The 23,266-nt window shown below is 35.8% G+C and carries 21 protein-coding genes and 1 tRNA gene; 11 read left to right on the forward strand and 11 right to left on the reverse strand.

The window, feature by feature from the left end:
• Positions 1-34: 34 nt before the first annotated feature.
• Entirely contained in the window at positions 35-2,254 is a 2,220-nt protein-coding gene (locus LC814_RS01715) for an NADP-dependent isocitrate dehydrogenase (RefSeq protein ID WP_226064624.1), read from the reverse strand.
• 278 nt (positions 2,255-2,532) lie between these two features.
• Here LC814_RS01715 and LC814_RS01720 point away from each other — a divergent pair, with 278 nt between their 5' ends.
• The 3 genes from LC814_RS01720 to LC814_RS01730 all read left to right on the forward strand — a co-directional run bounded on the left by LC814_RS01720 (position 2,533) and on the right by LC814_RS01730 (position 4,706).
• A complete protein-coding gene (locus LC814_RS01720) occupies positions 2,533-3,030 on the forward strand; it encodes a heme-binding protein (RefSeq protein ID WP_226064625.1) in 498 nt (165 codons plus the stop codon).
• 48 nt (positions 3,031-3,078) lie between these two features.
• Positions 3,079-3,699 carry a class I SAM-dependent methyltransferase gene (locus LC814_RS01725; RefSeq protein WP_226064626.1) on the forward strand — a complete coding sequence of 207 codons (621 nt, stop codon included), beginning with the start codon at positions 3,079-3,081 and terminating at the stop codon, positions 3,697-3,699.
• Between the two features lie 191 nt (positions 3,700-3,890).
• Complete coding sequence (locus LC814_RS01730) at positions 3,891-4,706, forward strand: SDR family oxidoreductase (protein WP_226064627.1); 816 nt, start codon at positions 3,891-3,893, stop codon at positions 4,704-4,706.
• A 54-nt stretch (positions 4,707-4,760) separates the two neighbouring features.
• Here LC814_RS01730 and dnaJ read toward each other — a convergent pair whose 3' ends face one another.
• The 4 genes from dnaJ to proS all read right to left on the reverse strand — a co-directional run bounded on the left by dnaJ (position 4,761) and on the right by proS (position 9,777).
• Positions 4,761-5,876: a molecular chaperone DnaJ gene (dnaJ, locus tag LC814_RS01735; protein WP_226064628.1), complete on the reverse strand. Its 1,116-nt coding sequence runs from the start codon at positions 5,874-5,876 to the stop codon at positions 4,761-4,763.
• A gap of 86 nt (positions 5,877-5,962) precedes the next feature.
• On the reverse strand, positions 5,963-6,502 hold the full coding sequence (locus tag LC814_RS01740) for a nucleotide exchange factor GrpE (protein ID WP_226064629.1): 540 nt from the start codon (positions 6,500-6,502) through the stop codon (positions 5,963-5,965).
• Between the two features lie 411 nt (positions 6,503-6,913).
• A complete protein-coding gene (locus tag LC814_RS01745; RefSeq protein ID WP_226064630.1) occupies positions 6,914-8,188 on the reverse strand; it encodes an OmpA family protein in 1,275 nt (424 codons plus the stop codon).
• Positions 8,189-8,301: 113 nt separating this feature from the next.
• Positions 8,302-9,777, reverse strand: coding sequence for a proline--tRNA ligase (gene proS / locus LC814_RS01750; protein ID WP_226064631.1), 1,476 nt, complete (start codon positions 9,775-9,777; stop codon positions 8,302-8,304).
• 146 nt (positions 9,778-9,923) lie between these two features.
• On the opposite strand from proS, the gene LC814_RS01755 reads away from it, so the two are divergent.
• Entirely contained in the window at positions 9,924-10,889 is a 966-nt protein-coding gene (locus tag LC814_RS01755) for a hypothetical protein (protein ID WP_226064632.1), read from the forward strand.
• A 27-nt stretch (positions 10,890-10,916) separates the two neighbouring features.
• Positions 10,917-12,320 carry an OmpP1/FadL family transporter gene (locus LC814_RS01760; RefSeq protein WP_226064633.1) on the forward strand — a complete coding sequence of 468 codons (1,404 nt, stop codon included), beginning with the start codon at positions 10,917-10,919 and terminating at the stop codon, positions 12,318-12,320.
• A gap of 50 nt (positions 12,321-12,370) precedes the next feature.
• Here the strand turns inward: LC814_RS01760 and LC814_RS01765 are convergent, their stop codons facing one another.
• Positions 12,371-13,063 (reverse strand): ZIP family metal transporter, encoded by a 693-nt coding sequence (locus tag LC814_RS01765; protein WP_226064634.1) that lies wholly within the window; start codon positions 13,061-13,063, stop codon positions 12,371-12,373.
• A gap of 12 nt (positions 13,064-13,075) precedes the next feature.
• Positions 13,076-13,822: a class I SAM-dependent methyltransferase gene (locus LC814_RS01770; RefSeq protein WP_226064635.1), complete on the reverse strand. Its 747-nt coding sequence runs from the start codon at positions 13,820-13,822 to the stop codon at positions 13,076-13,078.
• A gap of 80 nt (positions 13,823-13,902) precedes the next feature.
• Between LC814_RS01770 and LC814_RS01775 the strand changes: the two genes are divergently transcribed.
• The 3 genes from LC814_RS01775 (at position 13,903) to prmA (ending at position 17,149) form a co-directional block, all read left to right on the forward strand.
• Positions 13,903-15,102 (forward strand): THUMP domain-containing class I SAM-dependent RNA methyltransferase, encoded by a 1,200-nt coding sequence (locus LC814_RS01775; protein WP_226064636.1) that lies wholly within the window; start codon positions 13,903-13,905, stop codon positions 15,100-15,102.
• Between the two features lie 31 nt (positions 15,103-15,133).
• Positions 15,134-16,138 carry a glycosyltransferase family 2 protein gene (locus LC814_RS01780; protein ID WP_226064637.1) on the forward strand — a complete coding sequence of 335 codons (1,005 nt, stop codon included), beginning with the start codon at positions 15,134-15,136 and terminating at the stop codon, positions 16,136-16,138.
• A gap of 183 nt (positions 16,139-16,321) precedes the next feature.
• The gene (prmA, locus tag LC814_RS01785) at positions 16,322-17,149 is read left to right on the forward strand and encodes a 50S ribosomal protein L11 methyltransferase (RefSeq protein ID WP_226064638.1); all 828 of its coding nucleotides are present in this window, start codon (positions 16,322-16,324) and stop codon (positions 17,147-17,149) included.
• Positions 17,150-17,177: 28 nt separating this feature from the next.
• Here the strand turns inward: prmA and LC814_RS01790 are convergent.
• Positions 17,178-17,251 (reverse strand) — tRNA-Arg (locus LC814_RS01790).
• 46 nt (positions 17,252-17,297) lie between these two features.
• Between LC814_RS01790 and LC814_RS01795 the strand changes: the two genes are divergently transcribed.
• Genes LC814_RS01795 through LC814_RS01805 form a run of 3 tightly spaced genes read left to right on the forward strand, consistent with a single transcriptional unit; the run spans position 17,298 to position 21,087 of the window.
• Positions 17,298-18,344, forward strand: coding sequence for an ABC transporter substrate-binding protein (locus LC814_RS01795; protein ID WP_226064639.1), 1,047 nt, complete (start codon positions 17,298-17,300; stop codon positions 18,342-18,344).
• Positions 18,345-18,388: 44 nt separating this feature from the next.
• Positions 18,389-19,033, forward strand: a complete 645-nt coding sequence (gene mtgA, locus LC814_RS01800; RefSeq protein WP_226064640.1) for a monofunctional biosynthetic peptidoglycan transglycosylase — start codon at positions 18,389-18,391, stop codon at positions 19,031-19,033.
• A 20-nt stretch (positions 19,034-19,053) separates the two neighbouring features.
• Entirely contained in the window at positions 19,054-21,087 is a 2,034-nt protein-coding gene (locus tag LC814_RS01805) for a transporter-like protein (protein WP_226064641.1), read from the forward strand.
• Here LC814_RS01805 and LC814_RS01810 read toward each other — a convergent pair.
• Genes LC814_RS01810 through LC814_RS01820 form a run of 3 tightly spaced genes read right to left on the reverse strand, consistent with a single transcriptional unit; the run spans position 21,065 to position 23,139 of the window.
• On the reverse strand, positions 21,065-21,358 hold the full coding sequence (locus LC814_RS01810) for a hypothetical protein (protein WP_226064642.1): 294 nt from the start codon (positions 21,356-21,358) through the stop codon (positions 21,065-21,067). The two genes, LC814_RS01805 and LC814_RS01810, sit on opposite strands and share 23 nt — an antisense overlap.
• The gene (gene recF, locus LC814_RS01815; protein WP_226064643.1) at positions 21,355-22,437 is read right to left on the reverse strand and encodes a DNA replication/repair protein RecF; all 1,083 of its coding nucleotides are present in this window, start codon (positions 22,435-22,437) and stop codon (positions 21,355-21,357) included. Before recF ends, LC814_RS01810 begins: the two co-directional genes overlap by 4 nt.
• Positions 22,438-22,440: 3 nt before the next feature.
• Positions 22,441-23,139 (reverse strand): UbiA prenyltransferase family protein, encoded by a 699-nt coding sequence (locus tag LC814_RS01820; protein ID WP_226064644.1) that lies wholly within the window; start codon positions 23,137-23,139, stop codon positions 22,441-22,443.
• Positions 23,140-23,266 lie beyond the last annotated feature (127 nt).

The following is a 23,266-nucleotide window of genomic DNA, read 5'->3' on the forward strand; positions in this document are numbered from 1 at the left end:
ACTTAAAACTCGTTTCAAGTATATTTAATATTAATTAAATTCTGTTGATGATATCGTTCAAAGTTGATGACGGTCTCATTGCATTATCCGTTTTAGCAAAATCTGGTTGATAATATCCACCAATATCTTGCGGTTTTCCCTGAGCACCTATTAATTCATTATTAATTTTTTCCTCGTTGTCTTCCATCGCTTTTGCCAAAGGAGCAAATAACGCCGCCATTTCAGTATTCTTGGTCTGATTTGCTAAAGCTTCAGCCCAATACATTGCCAAATAAAAGTGCGAACCTCTGTTGTCAATTGAACCGATTTTTCGGGAAGGTGATTTATCATTTGCCAAGAATTTCTCATTAGCAACATCCAAAGCATCTGCTAAAATTTGAGCTTTCTCATTATTTTGAGTTTGTGCCAAATGTTCTAAACTCGCCTGCAACGCCATGAATTCTCCTAATGAGTCCCAACGCAAATATCCCTCTTTGATAAATTGTTCGATATGTTTGGGTGCAGATCCCCCAGCTCCTGTTTCGAAAAGCCCACCGCCATTCATAAGCGGAACAATAGACAGCATTTTTGCAGAAGTTCCTAATTCTAAAATAGGAAATAAATCTGTTAAATAATCTCTTAGTACATTACCGGAAACTGAAATCGTGTCTAGACCTTCTCTGATTCTTCCTAAAGTAAAAGTCATTGCATCTTCGATATTCATAATTCTGATATCGAGACCTTCTGTATCGTAATCTTTCAGATATTTTTCTACCTTCTTGATCATTTCACGGTCATGTGCCCGCTGGTCATCCAGCCAGAAAATTGCTGGAGTATCTGATAATCTCGCTCTGTTTACCGCTAATTTTACCCAATCCTGAATTGGAGCATCTTTCGCTTGACACATTCTGAAAACATCACCTTTTTCAACAGATTGTTCCATATATACATTTCCGCTACCATCGGAAACTTTTACAGTACCATCTGCTGTAAGTTGGAATGTTTTATCATGTGATCCGTATTCTTCAGCTTTTTGAGCCATCAAACCAACGTTCGGAACTGAACCCATTGTTCGGGGATCAAGCGCGCCGTTTTTCTTCATGTCATCAATTGCGGCTTGGTAAAAACCTGCATAACAACGGTCTGGAATCATCGCTACCGTATCTTCTTCGTTTCCTTCTGCATTCCACATCTTTCCGCCATTTCTTATCAAGGCTGCCATAGAAGCATCAACAATAATATCCGATGAAACATGGAAATTTGTAATTCCTTTATCAGAATTTACCATTGCGATTCTCGGTCCGTTTTCAATTGTTTTAGCAATTGCTGCTTTAATTTCAGCTTCTTGCGGATGACCAGAAATTTTTTCAAAAAGCGTAGCCAGTCCGAAATTAGGATCGATATCTAGTGCGTTAAAGGTTTCTTTATATTTTTCAAAAACATCTTTAAAATATGTTTCAACGATTGCTCCAAAAATGATAGGATCAGAAACCTTCATCATGGTCGCTTTTAAATGTCCGGAAAGTAGAACATCGGCTAATTTTGCTTCTGCCATTGCATCTGCTACAAATCGTTTCAATGCAGAAAGACTCATTACAGAAGTGTCGATAATTTCACCAGCTTTTAATGGTGCCAAGCCTTTCAATTCTTTAACAGATCCATCGTTTCCAACGAACTCTATTTTATATTGAGCATCATTTTCTACTGTAACTGATTTTTCAGTTCCGTAGAAATCGCCTTTCTTCATATTTGCAACCGTGGTTTTAGAATCTTCAGCCCAAGTTCCCATTTTATGTGGATTTGCTTTTGCATAATTTTTCACAGCGCGCGGCGCTCTTCGGTCAGAGTTTCCTTCTCTTAATACTGGATTTACAGCACTACCCAATACTTTTGCATAAGTATTTTTTATTTTTTCTTCTTCGGCATTTTTAGGCTCAGCAGGGTAATTGGGGACGGCATAACCATTTTTCTGTAATTCTGCAATGGCTTCATTTAATTGCGGAACAGAAGCAGATATATTGGGTAATTTAATAATATTAGCTTCAGGTGTAGTTGCAAGCTGCCCCAATTCTGCCAAAGCATCTTCAACTTTCTGATCATCATTTAAGTAATCGGAAAAATTTGCCAGTATGCGACCTGCTAAGGAAATATCTTTTGGAACGATTTCTATATCTGCGGATTTAGCAAAAGCTTCAACCACGGGTAAAAAAGAGTGCGTCGCCAACATGGGTGCTTCGTCTGTCCACGTATAAAAGATTTTAGATTTTTCTGCCATTATAATTATTTTTTTAAGTAAAATTAAAGATGCACAAAAGTAATGAATTTTGCCCAATTTTCTGAGGATTAGTTCGAATTTTACCACGAACAGTGGGATGTTGATTGCAATAGAAAATTATAATATTCTGCATCGATATTAATGAAGCTTTAGGTCCACCATACAATGCTCCATTTATGTATTTTCGTGCTCAGTTCTTGAAATTATTTAATTTTTCCAGAATTTTAAGAAATAAAATGAGGTGTAGATAACACTTCTAAAAACTTTAAATATTAATTATGATTTTTATTAAACGAAATTTTTTACTTGCTTTCTTTCTATGTTTTGCTGGATATTTATCTGCCCAGTTCACTGACAAAGTAATTTCTTTAAACCAAGCAGGTGCAGTAAAACTAGCTCAGGAAGCCAACCTCGAAGCTGCTAAACTTGGCAAAAATGTATCCGTCGCAGTACTGAACAATTCAGGAGTAACTTTATTATTACTAAAAGGAGATCAAGTGGGACCTCATAATACGGAAGCATCACGCAGAAAAGCTTTTACAGCAATGTCTACAAAGAATGCGACCTGGGATTTAATGTTTAAAGCTGCAGAAAGCAAAGACGCTCAAAACTTAAACACTTTACCCGAATTGCTGTTACTTGGGGGCGGAATGCCGATCTGGAAAGATGGTGAATTAGTAGGGAGTATTGGTGTTTCAGGAGGTGGAAGCGGAGAGAACGATCATAATATTGCGAAGAAAACCGTTGAAAATCTAGGATTTAAAATTTCGAAATAAAGCATAAATTTGTTCTTGATTTCGGGGATTGGGAAATAAAAGAAAAAAATGAATTTTGACAGAAAGAAACATTGGGAAACTGTTTACAACACAAAAAGTCCGAACGAAGTAAGCTGGACGCAGGAAATTCCGCAAACTTCCTTAGATTTTATACAGTCGTTCGCATTAGATAAAAATGCGAGTATTATCGATATCGGTGGTGGCGACAGCAAACTTGTTGATTACTTATTAGACAAAGGTTTTAAAAATATTACGGTTCTTGATATTTCTGAAAAAGCCCTGGAAAAAGCAAAAATTCGTTTGGGTGAAAATGCAAAAAATGTCACTTGGATTGTGAGCGATATTCTGGATTTTGAACCAACCAAAATTTATAATTTATGGCACGATCGAGCTGCTTTCCACTTTTTAAAAACTGAAGACGAAATCGCGAAGTACAAAGCGATCGTTGAAAAATCTGTTGATGGGTTTTTGATTATGGTTACCTTTTCGGAGAACGGACCTTTAAAATGCAGCGGCTTAGAAATCAGTCAATACAGTGAAGAGAAACTGACTTCAACTTTCAAAAATTATTTTGAAAAAATTGATTCTGTTCTAGAAGATCATGAAACACCATTTGGCACAACGCAAAACTTTCTATTTTGTAGTTTCAAAATTCGAAAAAATTTCTAATCGATTATAAAGAAATTTATTAAGAGGTGAATTTTTATTATTAATCAACAATTATTGTTAGATTCTCATGTGTTGTTTTAACAAAAACTCAAATAGAGACTTAATTCATGTTCATTTATAAGAAAGTGTACAGGAACTTTAATTAATTTAGTAAGTGTAAAAATTCCTTATTAATTAAAAAAAGACTCAAAATGAATTCTCAAAATGAAGTTATTGTAATTACCGGCGGTGCAGGTGGAATTGGTTCAGCATGTGCAAAGACCTTTAAAAATAAAAAAGTAATTATTACCGACTATTCTCAGGAATTGGTCGATCGAGAAGTGGCAAGATTAAAAGGAGAAGGATATAATGCCGTTGGTATAGCCTGCGATATTACCGATAAAAACGATGTTGAAAAATTGGTAAAGTTTACCTCTGAAAGTGGTGATTTTAAAGCACTCGTTCATACTGCAGGAGTGAGTGGAACTGTACAGGATGTCAAGAAAATATATACCATCGATTTGGTTGCTTCAGAAATATTGGTTGATGCTTTTTATGATCTAGCTGCTGAAAATTCTGTTGCTGTATTGTTGTCGTCGATGATGGGACACGATGTTCCGGAAAATATCGCATATGATTTGGCATTACAAAATCCACAGGATTCTGGATCTTTCGAAACAGTGAATCAGTTCGTTGATGGAAGTTCTGATCTGATGTACAATTTTGCAAAACGTGGCGTTCTGTTACTCACGCAAAAAAATGTGAATAAATGGGGGGAGAAAGGAGCGAGGATTGTAAGTGTTTCTCCTGGAGTTATCGAAACAGCAATGGCCTTAAAAGCCGCCGAAGAGCATCCTGAAAAAATGGAAATGATTAAAAAAGCAACGCCCTTGCAAAGAAATGGAAAACCCGAAGATATCGCCGATGTCGTTCATTTTTTAGTAAGTGATCAGGCACGATTTATTACTGGAACAGATATTCTTGTGGATGGAGGTGTAATGGTAAATATAAAGTCTAAAAAATCCTAATAAAATCAGAACAAAATAAAAAAAGAGATTCCTTTCGAAATCTCTTTTTTTATTTTAATCGAACAAGTCTCTTACTTTTTCGAAAAATGTCTTTTCTTTCCCCGAGGGTTCTGCCAACATATCCCCGTTTGAAATTTGTTTCTCAAAAAATTCTTTTTGTTCTTTTGATAAATTTTGCGGTGTCCAAACATTAATATGAACAAACATATCGCCGGTTCCGTAACTATCGATACTCGGTAAACCTTTTTTAGAAAGTCTCAAAATTTTTCCAGATTGCGTTCCGGCATCTACTTTTATTTTGACTTTTCCACCAACGGTTGGGATTTCTTTATGAGTTCCCAATGCAGCTTCCGCAAAGGAAATATATAATTCCTGGTGAAGATTATCGCCTTCTCTTTTTATTGAAGAATCTATTTCTTCTTCCACGACAACTAGTAAATCTCCAGGGGTGCCACCGAACGGTGCATCATTTCCTTTTCCGCGAACATTTAACTGAATTCCTTCTCTTGCACCTGCCGGAATATTGATGGTCACTTCTTCATCTTCTTTAATCAAACCTTGCGAATTTGCACCGGCGGGTATTTTATCAGCAACTTTACCGATTCCCTGACACGTTGCACAATGCGCCTGAGTTTGCATTTGACCAAACATGGTATTCATGACTTTGACCTGCACTCCAGACCCATTACAAGTGGTACAAGTTTTTGAAGTTGCGCCGGGTGCAAGCTTCATTTTTTTTACTTTAATGGTTTTTTGCGTTCCATTAACCATTTCTTCCAAATTCAACTTTATCCGGACACGCAAATTACTTCCGCGCAACTGTTGTCTTTGTTGGCCGCCACCGCCGCTGAAATGTCCACCGAAAATATCTCCAAACTGAGAGAAAATATCGTCCATATTCATTCCGCCGCCACCAAAGCCGCCACCGCCAAATCCGCCGTTACCGTTCATTCCGGCGTGACCATATTGATCGTACCGCGCTTTTTTATTTCCGTCGCTCAGAACTTCATAAGCTTCTGCCGCTTCTTTAAATTTCTCTTCAGCGGTCTTATCTCCAGGGTTTTTATCTGGATGGAATTTAATAGCCATCTTTCGGTAGGCTTTTTTAATTTCTTCAGCCGAAGCACTTTTAGATATTTCTAAAACTTCGTAGTAATCTCTTTTTGACATAATTTATTAGGTGAATTTCTTCCAGTTATTTCAATAACCGATTCAAATTTTTCGTTTCATTTAGGTGAAGGATTTCACCAGGGAATTTAGTTTCCGGTTACCACTTTTGCAAATCTGATGACACGATCAGCAAGTTGATAACCTGTTTCGATTACATCTACGATTTTTCCTTTTAATTCTTCAGTGGGAGCAGGGATTTGTGTAATAGCTTCATGAAAATCAACATTAAAACTATCTCCTGGCTGAACCTCAATTGGCTTTAACCCTTTATCTGAAAGCTTATTTTTCAACTTGTTGTAGATTAATTCAACACCTTTCAAATCCTCCTCGTTGCCATTTTTTTGAATTTCTTTTAATGCTCTCTCAAAATCATCCAACACATCGAGCATCGATATCATCATATCTTGATTTGCATATTGAAAAAACTCCATTTTTTCTTTGGTAGTTCTTTTTTTATAATTTTCAAATTCAGCAAACAGTCTGATATAACGGTCTTTTTCTTCTGCCAAAAGGTCTTGATTCGAAACTGAAGTTTCTGCATTTTCTGGCATCTCCGTCTGGTTATTATCAAGTTGTTCGTCTGTAAAATCTAAATTTTCGTCCTGAATATCTTTGTTGTCTGACATAATATTAATTTTTAATACGGAACGTTTCACAAAGATTTTGCCAAATAGGACTTTGAGACAATTCGGCAGAAATAAAGAATAATATTTCGTTAATGATTAAAAAATGTCTGAATTAATAAGATGATAATAAGAAGAATGATAAGTAGTCTAACTGTCCGAATTAAATCTTGAGCCATTATTCATTCAAGAATTTACTATTTTAAGTGTGAACTGGTAAATAAACAATTTGAACCACGCCAAAAGAAAACTTCAGATAACAGGTCGGAATATTTGCTCTGGGATAGGCCTATTTTACCTTAGTAAAAATGGTGCGTTGACCTATCGAAAATCAGTAAAAATTAATGATCTGAATTTTGATACAAAAAAAATCCCGAATATTTCGGGATTCTTATTATAATATATGGGCGGTGATTATTTGGTAAATCGAACTGCCATTTTTCTATCAACTGCTCTTTCAGCATCTGAAGCGTCTGCAGCCACAGTTGCAAACTCGCTACCATACCCTTCAGCACCAGCAACTTGAGCACCAACGCCCATTCTTGCTAATTCTGATTTAATGAAATCAGCTCTTTTTTGCGACAAGGCTTTGTTTACTGTTGCGTCACCAGTTTTATCGGTGTATCCACCAATTTTAATTTTAGCATCTGGATACGCTTTCAAAATCTCAGATAAATTTTGAATCTGACCTTCAGAACCAGGTTCTAATTCTGTTGAAGAGCCCATTTTAAAGTTTACATTATCGAAACTGTACCAGTTGTCTTTAAGTGCCGCGTCGTCAGCAGCATTTTTATATCCATCAGATTTCAAGAATCCGATCATCGAAGCTTCTAAACCATTTTCATAACCTTTAAGTTTAGTACCATTTAGATCAATATCAGTCATTGTCCGGTCTGTTCCAACCATAGCAGTGTCATTCATTGTAGTTGCGGTGTCAGATTCAACGTAGGTCGAGTCTGTAGTTGCTACTGTTTGTTCTGCTGGTTTATTACACTGTTTCCACAAGAACCATCCTGCTAAAAGCAAAAGTAAAAGTGGCAATAACCATTTCCAGATTGACCCGCCGTCTTCCGGTGTTGTTGGGTCCGTAGTTACGTGAGTTTCCCCACCTCTGTTTACTTCTACTTTAGGCTGATCGTAAGTTGTTGTGGTTACTTTTTCAGCACCAGTTGTATCATACGCATCACCTATTCCCAAAGACGCTAGTGATAGACCAGCTGGTAAAAGAGAGGATACAATTCCTTTTTGGTCATGAAGTAAACTTGTGATTCCGGAAGCTCCTAAATTGTTGTCGCTTGCATATTTTCCGATCGAACCTAGTGCCGCACCGGTAACCATATTTAAAAGTGAGCTTGATGTCGAGTTGCTGACACCAGAATAGGTAGAAATTGCATTTACAATACCACCGATTTTATCACCAAAAATTGTTGTCAATACATTGGTAATTGTAGAATTTCCGGTTGAAGTCCCAAGAAGATTTCCAAGTAAACCACTTGAAGATGATCCTGTGATTGCTTCAAGTACGCCTGGTTTTTCAGCATTGTTTGCCATTCCTCCAACTACTGCCGGAAGTAATCCGCTAATTGCTTTTGAAATTCCAGATTCACTTTCTCCAAATTGAGATGAAGCTTGAGAAACAAGCGACGGACCCAATTGTCCTTTGATAAGGTCAATAATGTTTAGTGCCATAATAGTTTATTTTTATGTTAATTGCTTTTTACATGCAAATTCTAATCCACTAGTTCCTTTTTTATTGTTAATTATATAAAAATTAACATATTATTCTCCTTTACCCATTAATTCTAATAAGCTTTAGCAAAAATAACACGTTGTTTTGAAGTTTTTCCAGAAATCATTGAAATGCCTTTTTCCAAAACGTTATCTAAAGGAATACAACGGATGGTGGCTTTTGTTTCATTTTTGATCTGTTCCTCTTCTTCGGCAGTTCCGTCCCAATGCGCAGTTATAAAACCACCTTTATCCTCCAAAACTTTTTTGAATTCATCATAGGAATTAACTTCAGTGATGTGGGCTTCTCTAAAATCGAAGGCTTTTTTGTAGATTTCAGCCTGAATGATTTTTAATAATTCTTCAATATGATTTTCGATGTTTTCGATCGGCTGAACTTCTTTGGTTAAATTATCACGACGTGCAATTTCAACTGTTTTGTTTTCCAAATCTCTGGCACCCATCGCAATTCGAATTGGTACCCCTTTCAATTCATATTCCGCAAATTTCCAACCTGGTTTATTATCGGTTCGGTTGTCGTATTTTACTGAAATTCCTTTAGCTTTTAATTTATCCTGAATTTCAAAAGCGACTTCATTAATTTGATTTAATTGATCTTCTCCTTTAAAAATAGGAACGATAACGACCTGAATAGGCGCTAAACTTGGCGGAAGTACCAACCCCAAATCATCAGAATGTGTCATGATCAAAGCACCCATGAGTCGGGTAGAGGTTCCCCAAGAAGTTCCCCAGGCATGTTCGATTTTTCCTTCTTTGGTTGTGAACTTTACATCAAAAGCCTTCCCGAAATTCTGTCCTAAAAAGTGAGAAGTTCCGGCTTGCAAAGCTTTCCCATCTTGCATTAAAGCCTCAATACAATAGGTTTCATCAGCACCTGCAAATCTTTCGGAAGCTGTTTTTATGCCTTTAATTACAGGGATGCACATAAATTCTTCAACGAATTCCGCATAAACTTCTAGCATTTTTTCAGTTTCTACGATGGCTTCATTTTTTGTTGCGTGAGCAGTATGACCTTCTTGCCATAAGAATTCGGCGGTCCTTAAAAAGAAACGTGTTCTCATTTCCCAACGTACAACATTAGCCCACTGATTAATAAGAATGGGTAAATCGCGGTAGGACTGAATCCATTTTTTGTAAGTACTCCAAATAATCGCTTCTGAAGTTGGACGAACAATGAGTTCTTCTTCTAACTTCGCTTCTGGATCTACGATTAATTTTTTAGGATTGTTGGGATCTGTTTTTAAACGATAATGGGTAACAACTGCACATTCTTTCGCAAATCCTTCTGCATTTTGTTCTTCTGCTTCGAAATAACTTTTTGGAATAAATAGCGGAAAGTATGCATTTTGATGACCTGTTTCCTTGAACTTTTTGTCCAATTCATCCCGCATTTTCTCCCAAATTGCATAGCCATAAGGTTTTATAACCATACAACCTCGAACCCCAGAATTTTCTGCCAGATCTGCTTTTACGACCAATTCATTATACCACTTGCTATAGTCTTCAGCTCTAGAAGTAAGTTTTGCCATTATATTTTTATCTTTTTATTTAACTTATGCGTGCTTTTTATATCTAATATTTGAAGCGTATATTTACTCCAAATCGTGTCCTATAAATTGGTACACTTTTGGTGCAAAATGCAAATATAAATTAATTAAAACTTTTTCACATTATCATGAAAAACATTACCTATAAAAATTTAAGATTTCTACTTCCGAAAAGTGCCCTGTTGGCAGTAGTTGGAAGTTTATTTCTCGCCTCTTGCGTTTCACCTCTGGGAGGCTATACAGAAACAGATGGCGTATATTACGATCCATCTACTGATACATTACCGGAAGGTGTTATGAACAATAACGGAAATCGCATCGGAGATTATTATGATTATCAAGCAAATGATGATCAAAATAAGTATCTTAATAATGAAAATCGAAATCAAAACTGGCAGGATTCGCAAGAATCAGATTGGGGCATTTTCACAGGTACTGACACCTATTATTCTAATAACAGTTGGGGTTACCCTTATGGAATGTACTCTGGATTCGGTTTTGGTATGAGCTACGGCTTTGGTTATGGAGGATACTATAATCCTTGGGGATTTGGTTATAATCCATTCGGAAACTACTACAATCCTTATTATGGATATTACTCTCCTTATTATGGTTATTATAATCCATATTCTTACTATGGCGGCTATAATCCGTATTATTCAAATTACGGATACGGATATGGTTACAACAGCTACAACGCGCCAAGATTTGAATATAAAAGAAGTGGTTCTAATAATGGGTTTCAGCAAAATAATTCTGATGTAAGAAGAAACAGCAATCAGAATAATGGTTTCAGAAATGATAATCAGCGTTATCAGCAAAATAATCAACAACAAAATAATCAACAGCGTAATTCGCAACAACCTAGATACCGAACTTCTCCAAGAATTGATAATACACCTAATACTCCAAGAAGGCAATCCGTTCCACAAACTTATGAACCATCTTCCCGAAGTAATTCTAATGATTCGTACAGATCTTCAGGACGTCAAGGAGGTTTCGATTCTGGTGTAAGTAGATCAAATTCATCCAGCAATTCAAGTTCTTCTAGCAGCTCAAGCTCTACTAGATCATCTGGTGGCTTTAGAAGATAATAAGTAAAACAAGTATATAATTTAAATATGATTAAAAAGTCTTTAATAGTATTTGGTATTTCGGCAGCTTACTTTGTAAATGCCCAAGATATATCAACCTTACGCAATACAGTAGATGTATATTCTAATTCAGCGTTAAACGGCTCAGCGAAATATAATTCAATGGCTGGCTCGATGGGAGCTTTAGGCGGCGACGTGTCTGTTTTAAATTCCAATCCTGCTGGTATTGGAGTAAGTATAGCAAGTGAATTTTCAGGAACTTTAGCAATAGAAAGTAATAAGAACAACACAGCTTTAGCCGGAAAGTCTATCGATTATAAAATGAATAATACCGATCTAGGAAATGTAGGTGGAATTGCGTCATTTCGTATAGAATCTGCATCTCCTTGGAAATTTGTTAATGTGGGTGTGAATTATTCCAACCAGTCTTTAGAAGATTATTCAGAAACCCCCGGAGGAAATAACGTGAATTTTGATATCTACGATGGAGATGATCAATTTATAGATAATGTAAAATATGGTGGTCATGCGTACAACCGCTATGGAAACTTATCTAAAATGAGCATTGCGGTCGGCGGTAATTACGATAATAGAATTTACGTAGGTGCAGGTTTGAATTTTCATTCAGCAGCATTAGATCAATATGATTCCGCAGCATTTACTTCTAATCAAAACACATCAGCTGAAGTTTATAATAAACAGTATACGCCATTTTCAGAAACATCAAGCGGTTTTTCTGCTTCGGTGGGTGTTATCGGAAAAATTAATCCGCAGTTCAGATTAGGGGCGGCATTAGAATCACCAACATGGTGGAATATTGCAAGAGTTTATAATGAATATGAAAATCCGACAGACGGAACGTACACCGAAGATCGTAATCTGTCCACACCATTCAAAGCAACATTGAGTGCGGCATTTGTTCCGAGCAAAAATTTAGCTTTAAATGTTGATTATTCATTAGGTTTAACGAAAGCAAAATATAAAGTGTACGGCGATGCCGAAACAGAATTGAATAATTTCTTCAATGATAATGCTAAAAATCTTTCTGAAATTAAAGCGGGTGCAGAATATCGCTATGCCGGATTAAGAGTGCGCGCAGGATATGGTTTTGCGTCCAGTCCCTTTGAATCTATGAGCTTTTCTGCCTTTAATGACAATGGTGCAGCTTCAAATTCTTCTTTTGATAATCTTGTTGTAGGAAAGAGAACCACGATCGGTGCAGGACTTGGTTATGATTTTAAATCATTTTACATTGATGCAGCATATCAAAATGTAAATTCTGATTATAAAAGTCCGTTTTTAGCCGGATCATCAGCTGCAAATACAGGTTATTTTTCAAATAATTATATTATAGAATCTGACGCAGCAATTGTTTCAAATGTAAAAAATACCAGAGATAATTTCTTTATTACGTTGGGTTGGAAATTTTAAACCCCAGTAATTAAATTTTAGAAGACTCCATAATTGGAGTCTTTTTTTATTTAGTGATTGTGAAAAAGATGACCGGTCATCGCCAATAAAACTCCCAAGGTCACCAAACCAATTTTCCGCCAATCTACATTGTGATTTTTACTGCTTTCGAAAATAATTACCGACGATATATGAAGAAATATCCCACCAACTAAAGCTAAAAAGTAGACTTCAAATTTTGGATTAAAATATCTTCCCAGCAGTAAACCTAAAGGTGAAGCCAAAGCGAATATTGAAATTATTAAAAATGCCGAGGCCGAAAACTTTTTATTCTTAACTAAAAAAGCACCCAATATAAATGAGATTGGAATGTTGTGAACCAAGATACCCGTGAGATAAGGACTGAGGATTACTTTTTCATTTGCCAAAGGAATTCCTTCTAAAAAAGCATGAATAAACATTCCAATCATCAGAGCCAGTGGTAATATGTTTTTACCTTCGGAATGATGGTGGAAGTGACCATGTTCAAATCCTTTGGTTAAGTTTTCCAGAAGCATTTGCAGTAAAACTCCAGCAATAACCCAAAGGCCAATATTGCTGTGTTCGTCGGCATAAACTTGAGGGAAAACCTCATTTAAACAAATGGTAATTAGAAATCCGGCACTTACAATCAACAGGTTTTTAGCAAACTTTTCCTGATCTCCAAAGATTTTTCCGAGAAATACACCAATTAAAACGCTCAGAATTAATAATACGATAATCATCTGCTTTATATTTTAAATTGATTTTTTCTTTTGAAAAACGTTAATACATCTTGGAGATAATTCCACCTCAAAATTATTTAATTTATAATCGCCGAAAATTTCAGTGCGTTCAAAACCAAACTGGTTTGCATAATTATTAATTTCTTCTAAAGTATGAAGCTTCACTTTTTCAAAAAAATGAAATTCTTTTCCTTCGTGAGTAAAAGTAATATCTTTAATGACATGCTGATCTTCAATTTTCTTCTTTACATGAAAATAGATTCCACCTTTACAGATTCTTTCTTCGGGAACTAAAGTATTCTCAACCCATTTCGAATTAAGAAAATCCAAAACAAAATATCCTTCTTCAATCAAGACATTGCTGATCGATTTAAAAACTTTTTGATCATCCAGAGGATCTTCAAAATATCCAAAACTCGTAAAAAGATTGAAAACTGCATCTGCTTTTACGGCGGATATTTGTGGAATTATTTCGTTTCGCATATCATGAACATTGAACTTTAATGTTAAATTTTCAAATTCTTGATTGTGTTCAATGCTTTTTTTAGACAAATCTAAACCCAAAACTTGAAATCCCATTTTATTCAGTAATACCGAATGCCTGCCTTTTCCGCAAGCAAGATCAATAATTTTAGAAGGTGGGTTTATTTTTAAGTAATTGACTAACAGTGTTATAAAGTTTTCAGCTTCTGTAAAATCTCTGTCGTTATATAGAATATGATAATAAGGAGTATCAAACCAAGTTTCGAACCATGCCATTCTGCAAAAATAACTAAATTTGCGGAAATAAATCAGCGACAGAATAAGCACTTTCCCAAATTAGCAGCTAAAATTAAACTATGGACACAGAAAACTTAAAAATACAAATCAAAACTTTTTTCGGACTCGAAGAAATTTTAGCAGAAGAAATCAAAAAGCTCGGCGGAACAAACGTTGAAGTGAAAAACCGCGCGGTTAATTGCGAAGGCGACCTAGGTTTTCTCTACAAAGTAAATTATTCAGCCAGAACCGCACTAAAAGTTTTGGTACCAGTTCTAACTTTTAAGGCCTGGGATGAAAATAGATTTTACGATAAACTTTTTGATTTTCCCTGGGAAGAATATATGACTGTTGATCAAACTTTTGCGATTGACACGACTATTTATTCTGAGCGATTTTCACATTCTCAGTTCATGGCGCAGAAAATGAAAGATGCGATCGTTGATTATTTTAAATTCAAGTACAATAAACGGCCGAGTGTTGATACGCAAGATCCAAATATTAAAATCCATCTTCATATCGATCGAGAACTGGTTACGGTTTCTTTAGATTCTTCTGGCGATGCCTTATTCAAAAGAGGATACCGAAAAGAACAAGGTGAAGCGCCTTTAAATGAGGTGCTTGCGTCAGGAATGTTGCAGTTGGCAGGTTGGGATGGAAAAGGAAATTTTCTTGATCCGATGTGTGGTTCTGGAACATTGTTGATAGAAGCAGCGATGATTGCAATGGATTTACCTGCACAGACGTTCCGACGAAGATTCGGCTTTCAAAACTGGTTAAATTATGATGCAGAATTATTTACAACCATTAAAGAAGTTCGCCTTAATCGGGTGAGAGAATTTACCGGAAAAATTGTGGGGTACGATATCGATTCAGACATGCTGCATGCCGCACGAGTAAATATCGAATCCGCAGAAATGGACGATGTGATTGAAGTAAAACACCAAGACTTCTTTGAATCTAAAAAAGATTTATTTCCTTTGATGATGGTTTTCAATCCGCCGTATGACGAAAGAATTGTAATTAATGATGACGAATTTTACAGTAAAATTGGTGATACTTTCAAGAAAAATTATCCTAATACCTTGGCTTGGTTAATTTCTTCAGATCTAGATTCTTTGAAGAGAGTAGGATTGCGTCCTTCAAGAAAAATTAAACTATACAACGGAAAATTAGAATGTCGTTTTATGCAGTACGAGATGTATGAAGGAACGAAGAAAATTCACAAATTAGAAGGTAGGGAAGGAGACAGCGAGCCAGATCAAACACCACAAAATTAGATTTTAAAATTTTTGACCTGAATGGTTAAATATGACAGCATCAATCTCTATTATCATCGCCATTTACAACCGAAAAGACGAACTTTTTGAGTTGCTCAATTCCTTATCGCATCAAACCGATAAACAGTTTGAGGTGATTATTGTTGATGACGGTTCAATTCTTAATTTGCGTCCCACTGCCGAATTACTCCACGAAAGTTTAACCATAGAATATTTCCGAAAAGAAAATTCCGGTCCTGGTCTTTCCCGAAATTACGGCGCCCGGAGAGCCAAAAATGATTGGCTTGTTTTCGTCGATTCCGACGTGATTGTCGAAACGGATTACATCGAAAATATAAAGAAGAATCTTGCCGAAATTACATGCGACGCTTTTGGTGGTGCTGATAAGGCTCACAAAGGCTTTAATCTCATGCAAAAAGCGATTTCCTATTCCATGACTTCCGTTTTTACAACGGGAGGAATTCGGGGGAATAAAAACGCAGTCACTAAGTTTCAACCGCGAAGTTTTAATATGGGCGTTCGAAAAGCCGCCTTTGAAGAAGTGGGTGGTTTTTCCGAAATGCGCATTGGCGAAGATCCCGATCTTTCTATGAAACTTTGGGAAAACGGCTTTACAACAGCTTTTTTCGATAATATCGGAGTATTTCATAAACGCAGAGTAGATTTTGGCAAATTCTCCAAACAAGTGTATCAGTTCGGTTGTGCGCGCCCGATCCTGAATCAGCGTCACCCAAAATATGTAAAGATATCTTTTGCCTTTCCGTCTTTATTTTTGATCGGCTACGTTTTAGGATTTATCCAGTATTTTTTCTTCCGAAATGGCCTCATCTTGGGATTTTATGGGCTCTACACCTTTTTAATTTTTTTCCACGCAATGTATAAAACCAGGAATATCAGCATTGCTGCGATGGCCATTATGGCGACTTATATTCAAATGTTTTCTTACGGTTACGGATTTTTGAAATCATGGATTTTACTGAATGTTTTCCGTCAAAAACCCGAAGACGCATTTCCGTCGCATTTCCATAAACAGTAAAACGAAAATTTAAAATACGTCGAAAGTCTTTAATTACAAGTTTTTTTGGGCGCCTTTTCCGGCTTTCACTACTCGCTTTTTTTCGCTGCCGCATTTCCCCCGTCAGAAAAAAGAGCTCAAACATGCCGTTCAATCCGGGGCGCAATATCAGCGTAAAATCACTATTTTTGCAAAAAGATAAGCATGCAAAATTACCTGGAATTTAATTTTAAAATAAAACCCCTTCAGCCCTGGAACGAAATTCTAATGGCAGAACTCATCGAAATCGGTTTTGATAGTTTTACTGAAGAATACGACGGAATTTTAGGTTACATCCAAAAAGATTTATTTAAAGAAGAAGACCTGAAAGAAGTGCAACTGCTTCACAATCCTGAAATCAACATTTCGTATACTTTTCAAGAAATGCCCAATATCAACTGGAATGAAGAATGGGAAAAGAATTTTTCACCTATAAATATTGAAAAGCAGGTTTCGATCCGTGCAGAATTTCATCCGAATCAAAACTTGCCACACGAGATTATTATTCAACCTAAAATGTCTTTCGGAACGGGTCATCATGCTACAACGTATTTAATGATACAGCAAATGCTGGACATGAATTTCGAAAATAAAACAGTTTTGGATATGGGTTGCGGAACTTCTGTTTTAGCTATTTTCGCCAAACAGCAAGGTGCCGGCAGAACGGTTGCAATTGATATTGATGAATGGTCTGTTGAAAATTCAATTGAAAACGCAGCAAGAAATAACGTAAAACTTGAAATCTCGCAAGGAACTGCTGAGAATTTGGGCTCCGAAACTTTTGATATCATTTTAGCGAACATCAATAGAAACATTTTGATTTCCGATATTCCGAGTTACGTTTCAGTTTTAAATAGTGGTGGCCAACTCTTACTTTCAGGATTGTGCTTCTTCGACGTAGATGATATTTTAGAAGTATGTACACAACAAAATTTAACCTTACAAAAGAAAATTCAGCGTGAAGAATGGGTTTCTTTACTTCTAGAAAAATAAAAAACCTAGCGAACTGCTAGGTTTTTAGTGACCTCGACTGGATTCAAACCAGTAACCTCCTGAGCCGTAATCAGGTGCGCTATTCAGTTGCGCCACGAGGCCTTTTTTTAGGTCTGCAAATATAACACTTTTTTATTCCTTTCAAAAAATGAAACAGCTTTTTTTATCATTTTTAATACTTTTCTTCTTATTTTCCTGTAAAAAAGAGAAACCGACTTCCCGACAAGATTGGCAAATCATCTCAAAAAATGTTCAAATTAAAAAAGAAGATCAAAATTTTCATTTAAAATCAGGAAAATTTGATTACAAAATTTCCAACGTAAATCTGCCTTATAAAAAAGTCATTTTATTAAATGCGAGTTTGGTTGGATATTTTACAGCACTTGATTTAGAAAACACGATCATCGGAATTTCAAGTCCGGAATATGTGTTTTCAGAAAAAATTCATCAACTTATTACAGCAGGTAAAATTCAAAATGTTGGCAACGAGCAGAAATACAACCTTGAAAAAATAATAGCGCTAAAACCTGATGCTATTTTCACAAATTATATCGCGAGTTTTCAAAATACGTACGATCTAATTCAGAAAAATGATATCGAAATTATTTTTATGGATGAATATTTGGAACAAAATCCGGTAGAAAAATCCCGCTATTTAGTAGTTTTTGGGGAATTTTTTAATAAACAAAAGGAAGCAGTTGCTTATGTTGACATGATTCAGAAGAATTACGATTCTCTTAAAAATTTAGCAAAATCTTCTCCCAATAAGCCTTTTGTACTTGCGAATGAAATGTATGGAAATCAATGGTTTTTACCAGGTGGTCAATCAAATCTCGCTCAATTTATATCAGATGCAAATGCTACTTACATTAATGCAGACAATACTGAAACAAAAGCGATCCCAATGAGTTTCGAAGAGGTTTTTGTGAAAGGTCAAAATGCTCAATATTGGGTAAATATCGGAAATCACCAAACGAAGAAAGAACTGCTTCAGATTAATCCAAATTACACCCAACTTCCCGTTTATAATTCGGGTAAACTGTATACCCTTACCGGGAAGGCGGTCGGTAAAGCCAACGATTATTTTGAAAGTGGAGTAGTACGCGCTGATTTGGTGTTGAAAGATTATATCAAAATATTTCATGCAGATTTATTGCCTGATTATAAATTGACTTATTTAAAAGAGCTTAAGTAAATAATATTTCTATTTTTGCACCTCGAAATAATGATGCACCAACTATGTGGAAGAAAATTAAAAGACTTATTTACATTCTAATTTTAGCGAATATTCTCTTCATCGTGTGGGGAAAATTTTTTAATCCGCCGATTACGCTGACCCAAATTGGTGGACTGATGGAATACGGGAAACTGAACAGAGATTACGTATCCTACGATGAGATGGGAAATAATGTAAAAAAAGCAGTCATAGCGGCAGAAGATCAAAGTTTTTTTGACCACAGTGGTTTTGATTACAAGGCGATTCAGAAAGCAATGGCACATAATGAGCAAGGAAAAAAATTACGTGGCGGAAGTACAATTTCTCAGCAAACCGCAAAAAATATTTTCCTTTGGCAAGGAAGAAGCTGGGTTAGAAAAGGGTTTGAGGCTGTTTATACTTTTATCATTGAGTTGGTTTGGGGAAAAGAGGTGATTTTAGAAAGATACCTAAATTCCATCGAGATGGGACGTGGCGTATTTGGTGTAGAATCGGCCTCGCGCTATTATTTCCATAAAAGTGCGAAAGATCTGACAAAAAGTGAAGCCGCATGGATTGCCACTATTTTGCCTAACCCAAGAAAATATGACCCAAAAAATCCCTCAGCGTATCTTAATAAAAAGCATAATTGGATCATGCGTCAGATGAATAATATCACGCTGAAATAAATTATCTTTGCGGGACTATTATGGCATTCGCATTTCCACATAAAGAGGGTTTCAGTACAATTCTGATCAAATATTTTAGTTTCAAAAATGAAACGAAATCTTTGGAGCCTCTGACTGAAATTTTACGAAGTGTTCGGAAAGTGAATTTCCAGGAAGTTCTTCAGTTTTTGCGGGAGCACCAAGATGTTACTGAGAATTTTTCTTATTATATTCAAAGCTTATTTAAAGGAAAACCCTTTAACCTTTCCCTTACCGAAGCCAATATTTTATCTGAAAATGCCTTTTATCCGGAACTTAAAAAGAGATTGCTGGATAAGTTTTTACCTAGCGTAGAAAATGAAGATACCGTCTGGTATTTGGTAGATACAATTTCAGTGCGCCCAAAAGCCGATCTGGAATTTTTTAAAAGTTTAGATCAGGAAAGCTTCAGCGAGCTTTTTAAGATTTTAAAAATTGATCAGCTGATTCTTAAAAAAAGTGTAAAAACAGAGTTGCTATTTTCTTTGAATATTCTTTCCTGGCGAATTATTGGTAATGCGCTCGACGTGCAAGTCGTGAATATGGCTCCCGAATATCGAAATTTTGATAACCCATTTTTAGCGCTTCAGAATGAAATTGATTTGCTTAATGTAAGTTATAAAGAAGATCCGGCCTTTTATCTTACCTCGAAAAGTGTTAATTATAAGCAGATCAAAATCTATATGAAACAATGCCTGGATTTTGTTTCCCTGGCATTTAAAAATTCCTCGAAGTATGGGATTTCAGGTAAAATTAATCAGGCTTTATTAAAGATTCGTCAGCAACTTCAGCGGATGTCAGATATTTTATCGGTGATGGTTTTTGATAAGGATGAAGATGTCATACACAATTCTAAAAAACTCATTTTTAAAATTTTAGAATACAAATCGCACAAGAATAATTTGCGCGAACTTTTCCTCGACAGCACGACTTTAAAATCTCATTTAATTACCAATCACACCGCAGAAACGGGCACGCATTATATTGCTTCCACAGGCAAAGATTACATGAAAATGTTTTGGAAGGCAAGTGGTGGTGGCGTAATTGTAGGGGCACTTTGCGTTTTAAAGTTGTTGTACAGCTATATTCCCGGCAGCGATTTTTCACATGCTTTTTTATATTCATTCAATTACGCCATGGGTTTCATTATGATTTATCTGATGAAATATACTTTAGCAACCAAACAACCTGCAATGACTGCTGCCACAATGGCAAAGGTGCTTTCTGAAGGTCAGAACACCCGTAAGAATTATGTGGATTTCGCACATTTGGTTTCAAAGCTTTTCCGCACGCAGTTTATCGCTTTTATGGGTAATGTTTTGTTGGCTTTTCCTATAGCGCTCGCCATTATTTACGGAATGGATGTTTTTTTTAAGCAGAATTTTGCCATTGATAAATCTGCGACATTGCTTCGTGATTTAGATCCAATTCAATCGAAAGCTATTTTACACGCTTGTATTGCCGGTTTTTTTCTTTTCCTGTCAGGAATTATTTCTGGTAATATTGGCAACAGTTCCGTTTTTTATCACATTCCAAAACGGATCGAGAAAAATCCTTTTCTGAACTACTTTCTGGGGAAATCTTCAGCAAAAGGACTATCAGAATATTACGCGAAAAACTGGGCAGGAATTATATCTAATTTTTGGTTCGGAATATTTCTGGGTGCAACCGGTCCGATCGGTCTATTTCTGGGACTCGATCTGGATATTCGGCACATTACTTTTGCTTCCGGAAATTTTGCCTTGGGTCTTTACGGCGCCGATTTTTCTGTAAGCAGCGCAACTTTCTGGATTTCATTTGTTACCGTTTTTCTAATCGGTTTTTTCAACTTTGCAGTAAGTTTCGGGCTATCAACAATTTTAGCATTTAGATCGCGTCAGGTAAACTTTGGAGAACTGAAAGAAATTTATCGGGAAATTTTCCGGTATTTTATGAAGAATCCACTGCGTTTTTTCCTGCCGATTCGTTCTCGTTTAGATGGCAGTGCCAAAGAGATGGTTGAAAATACCGTGGTTACAAAACCAGAAGATCGCTAAAATGTTCAGCACCAAATTTCTCCTGAAATTTGGTGAGATAAAAAGTTTTGCGCAGACGAAAATCATTTTTAAGCAAAGGAGATTTTACACGAATTTCGAGGATTTTACGGTTTAGATTAACGGATTCAATTTCATTAAAAAGATCGTCGTTCAAGTATTCATGCAGTAAATCCTTCACTTCGAAAGCTAATAATTTATCTTCAAAGCCGTAGAGTCTGGCAAAAGATTTTACAAGTTCGGAAGATTGATATTCACGTTTCTTCTTTTTCATAAAATTTCAAAAATTTTATTTTCTTCATTAATCCTTTTCACCACATTTTCAGTCCTTTCTTTACTGGTATCCGTAATAAAGATTTGCCCAAAATGTTCCTGATTAACCAATTCTATTAATTGCGTAACGCGAGAATCATCAAGTTTATCGAAAATATCATCCAATAAAAGAATGGGTGTCTTTCCCGTTAGTTCTTTTATTCTGTTCATTTGTGAAAGTTTCAAGGCGATCAAAAATGATTTCTGTTGTCCTTGGCTTGCTGTTTTACGCATAGCAGAACCGTTCATCTCAAAGGCCAGATCGTCTTTGTGAATTCCTTTTGAAGTATAAGTTAAAACGCGGTCTTTTTCCAAATTCTGGGCAAGCAGGTTCGAGAAGTTCGTATCCAAAAGGTCCGATTTATATTGAACTGAAACCTCTTCATTATCGTGAGAAATTATACGGTAATAATTTTGAATAAAAGGAATCATCAAATTTGTAAAATGTCTTCTTTTCTCAAAAATACGTGTTCCAAATTTGGTTAAGGGTTCGTCGTAAATTTCCAGACTTTCACTATCGAAATATCTGTTTTTAGCAAAATTTTTCAAGAGTGCATTTCGCTGCTGTACCGTTTTTTGATATTGAATTAAATTGAAAAGATAATCAGAATCAGTTTGCGAAATCATGGAGTCCAGAAACTTGCGGCGACTTTCGCCCGCATCTGAAATTAAATTTGAGTCGTAGGGAGAAATGATAACGCTGGGCAGAAATCCGATATGGTCAGCAATACGGTTATAAGATTTGTCATTTTTCTTTACTAATTTTTTTGCGTCTTTTGGTTGCTGAATTTTAATGATTATATCTTTTTCATCATCGAAAATTTCTCCTTCAATTGCAAAGAAATCTTCATTTGTTTTAATGTTATTCAAATCGGTATTTCCTAAAAAACTTTTTGCGACCGAGAGATAGTGAAGTGCATCTAGAATATTTGTTTTTCCCACGCCATTATTGCCCACGAAGCAATTGATCTGGGCGGAAAACTCGAAATGTTGCTCTGGGTGATTTTTGAAATTGATTAACGAAAGTTTACGGATGATCATTTGTCAAAAATACTTCATTAAAATGATAATTAAAAACGGCAGTCCCGAACAACTTTCTATCCAGAAAGAATAGTAGGAATCTTTGTTTGTTTTTTCGGAATAATAAATGAGCAAAAATGTACAGATAGAAGTGATTAAAAAAGCAAAACTGTACATTGCTTCCAAGTAAAAAATGGCGATAATTAAGCTTAAAAACACCAATAGGTAAGCAAAATATTTTGTATTCTGTACGCCAATTAATCTGGGAAAAGTCACTATAGTATCCGAGTCCATATCGCGAATATCAAAGGGTAAAACCAAAGCAGTGATGAAGAGCCAGCTGATCCAAAAAATTTCCGAGTTAAATTCTGGTAAAATCAGCCATGAATTGATGAGTGCCCAGGTTAAACCCACATAAAATATTTTAAAAAGTGGAATTTTTCTGACAAAAAACTTTAGAAAAGTACTGTCGTATAAAAGACCCAACACCACGATAATAAACCATTTTACCAATCGGTTTTCATTGTGATTATATAAAATTAATATGGCTGAAACAATCCCACAAACCACGTTAAATGCTAGGATTTTATAAAAAAGTTTTCCGGTATTTTGATATTTTGTGTAGAGATAACCACTAAAAAAAGTAATAAAAATAAGTGCGATCGTCGGTGCTTTGATGATGTTCTGTTCTAACATAAAAAAGGCAGCAAAAAAAGTTCCCATGAGCGAGACAAAAATTTGACTGTCAATAAGGTATTTTTTTAGTAAATTTAAGCTGTTCATATTCGGAAACCTGCGACGTTTTCTGCGGAAAACAAATCTATGAAAAATAAGTAATTAATGTATTTTT

Origin of the sequence: Kaistella polysaccharea, assembly GCF_020410745.1 — a bacterium.
GTDB lineage: Bacteria > Bacteroidota > Bacteroidia > Flavobacteriales > Weeksellaceae > Kaistella > Kaistella polysaccharea.

Coding starts and splice junctions, on each gene's coding strand:
- LC814_RS01715 (WP_226064624.1), bottom strand. CDS start 2,254: ATGGCAGAAAAATCTAAAATCTTTTATACGTGGACAGACGAAGCACCC.
- LC814_RS01720 (WP_226064625.1), top strand. CDS start 2,533: ATGATTTTTATTAAACGAAATTTTTTACTTGCTTTCTTTCTATGTTTT.
- LC814_RS01725 (WP_226064626.1), top strand. CDS start 3,079: ATGAATTTTGACAGAAAGAAACATTGGGAAACTGTTTACAACACAAAA.
- LC814_RS01730 (WP_226064627.1), top strand. CDS start 3,891: ATGAATTCTCAAAATGAAGTTATTGTAATTACCGGCGGTGCAGGTGGA.
- dnaJ (WP_226064628.1), bottom strand. CDS start 5,876: ATGTCAAAAAGAGATTACTACGAAGTTTTAGAAATATCTAAAAGTGCT.
- LC814_RS01740 (WP_226064629.1), bottom strand. CDS start 6,502: ATGTCAGACAACAAAGATATTCAGGACGAAAATTTAGATTTTACAGAC.
- LC814_RS01745 (WP_226064630.1), bottom strand. CDS start 8,188: ATGGCACTAAACATTATTGACCTTATCAAAGGACAATTGGGTCCGTCG.
- proS (WP_226064631.1), bottom strand. CDS start 9,777: ATGGCAAAACTTACTTCTAGAGCTGAAGACTATAGCAAGTGGTATAAT.
- LC814_RS01755 (WP_226064632.1), top strand. CDS start 9,924: ATGAAAAACATTACCTATAAAAATTTAAGATTTCTACTTCCGAAAAGT.
- LC814_RS01760 (WP_226064633.1), top strand. CDS start 10,917: ATGATTAAAAAGTCTTTAATAGTATTTGGTATTTCGGCAGCTTACTTT.
- LC814_RS01765 (WP_226064634.1), bottom strand. CDS start 13,063: ATGATTATCGTATTATTAATTCTGAGCGTTTTAATTGGTGTATTTCTC.
- LC814_RS01770 (WP_226064635.1), bottom strand. CDS start 13,822: ATGGCATGGTTCGAAACTTGGTTTGATACTCCTTATTATCATATTCTA.
- LC814_RS01775 (WP_226064636.1), top strand. CDS start 13,903: ATGGACACAGAAAACTTAAAAATACAAATCAAAACTTTTTTCGGACTC.
- LC814_RS01780 (WP_226064637.1), top strand. CDS start 15,134: ATGACAGCATCAATCTCTATTATCATCGCCATTTACAACCGAAAAGAC.
- prmA (WP_226064638.1), top strand. CDS start 16,322: ATGCAAAATTACCTGGAATTTAATTTTAAAATAAAACCCCTTCAGCCC.
- LC814_RS01795 (WP_226064639.1), top strand. CDS start 17,298: ATGAAACAGCTTTTTTTATCATTTTTAATACTTTTCTTCTTATTTTCC.
- mtgA (WP_226064640.1), top strand. CDS start 18,389: ATGTGGAAGAAAATTAAAAGACTTATTTACATTCTAATTTTAGCGAAT.
- LC814_RS01805 (WP_226064641.1), top strand. CDS start 19,054: ATGGCATTCGCATTTCCACATAAAGAGGGTTTCAGTACAATTCTGATC.
- LC814_RS01810 (WP_226064642.1), bottom strand. CDS start 21,358: ATGAAAAAGAAGAAACGTGAATATCAATCTTCCGAACTTGTAAAATCT.
- recF (WP_226064643.1), bottom strand. CDS start 22,437: ATGATCATCCGTAAACTTTCGTTAATCAATTTCAAAAATCACCCAGAG.
- LC814_RS01820 (WP_226064644.1), bottom strand. CDS start 23,139: ATGGGAACTTTTTTTGCTGCCTTTTTTATGTTAGAACAGAACATCATC.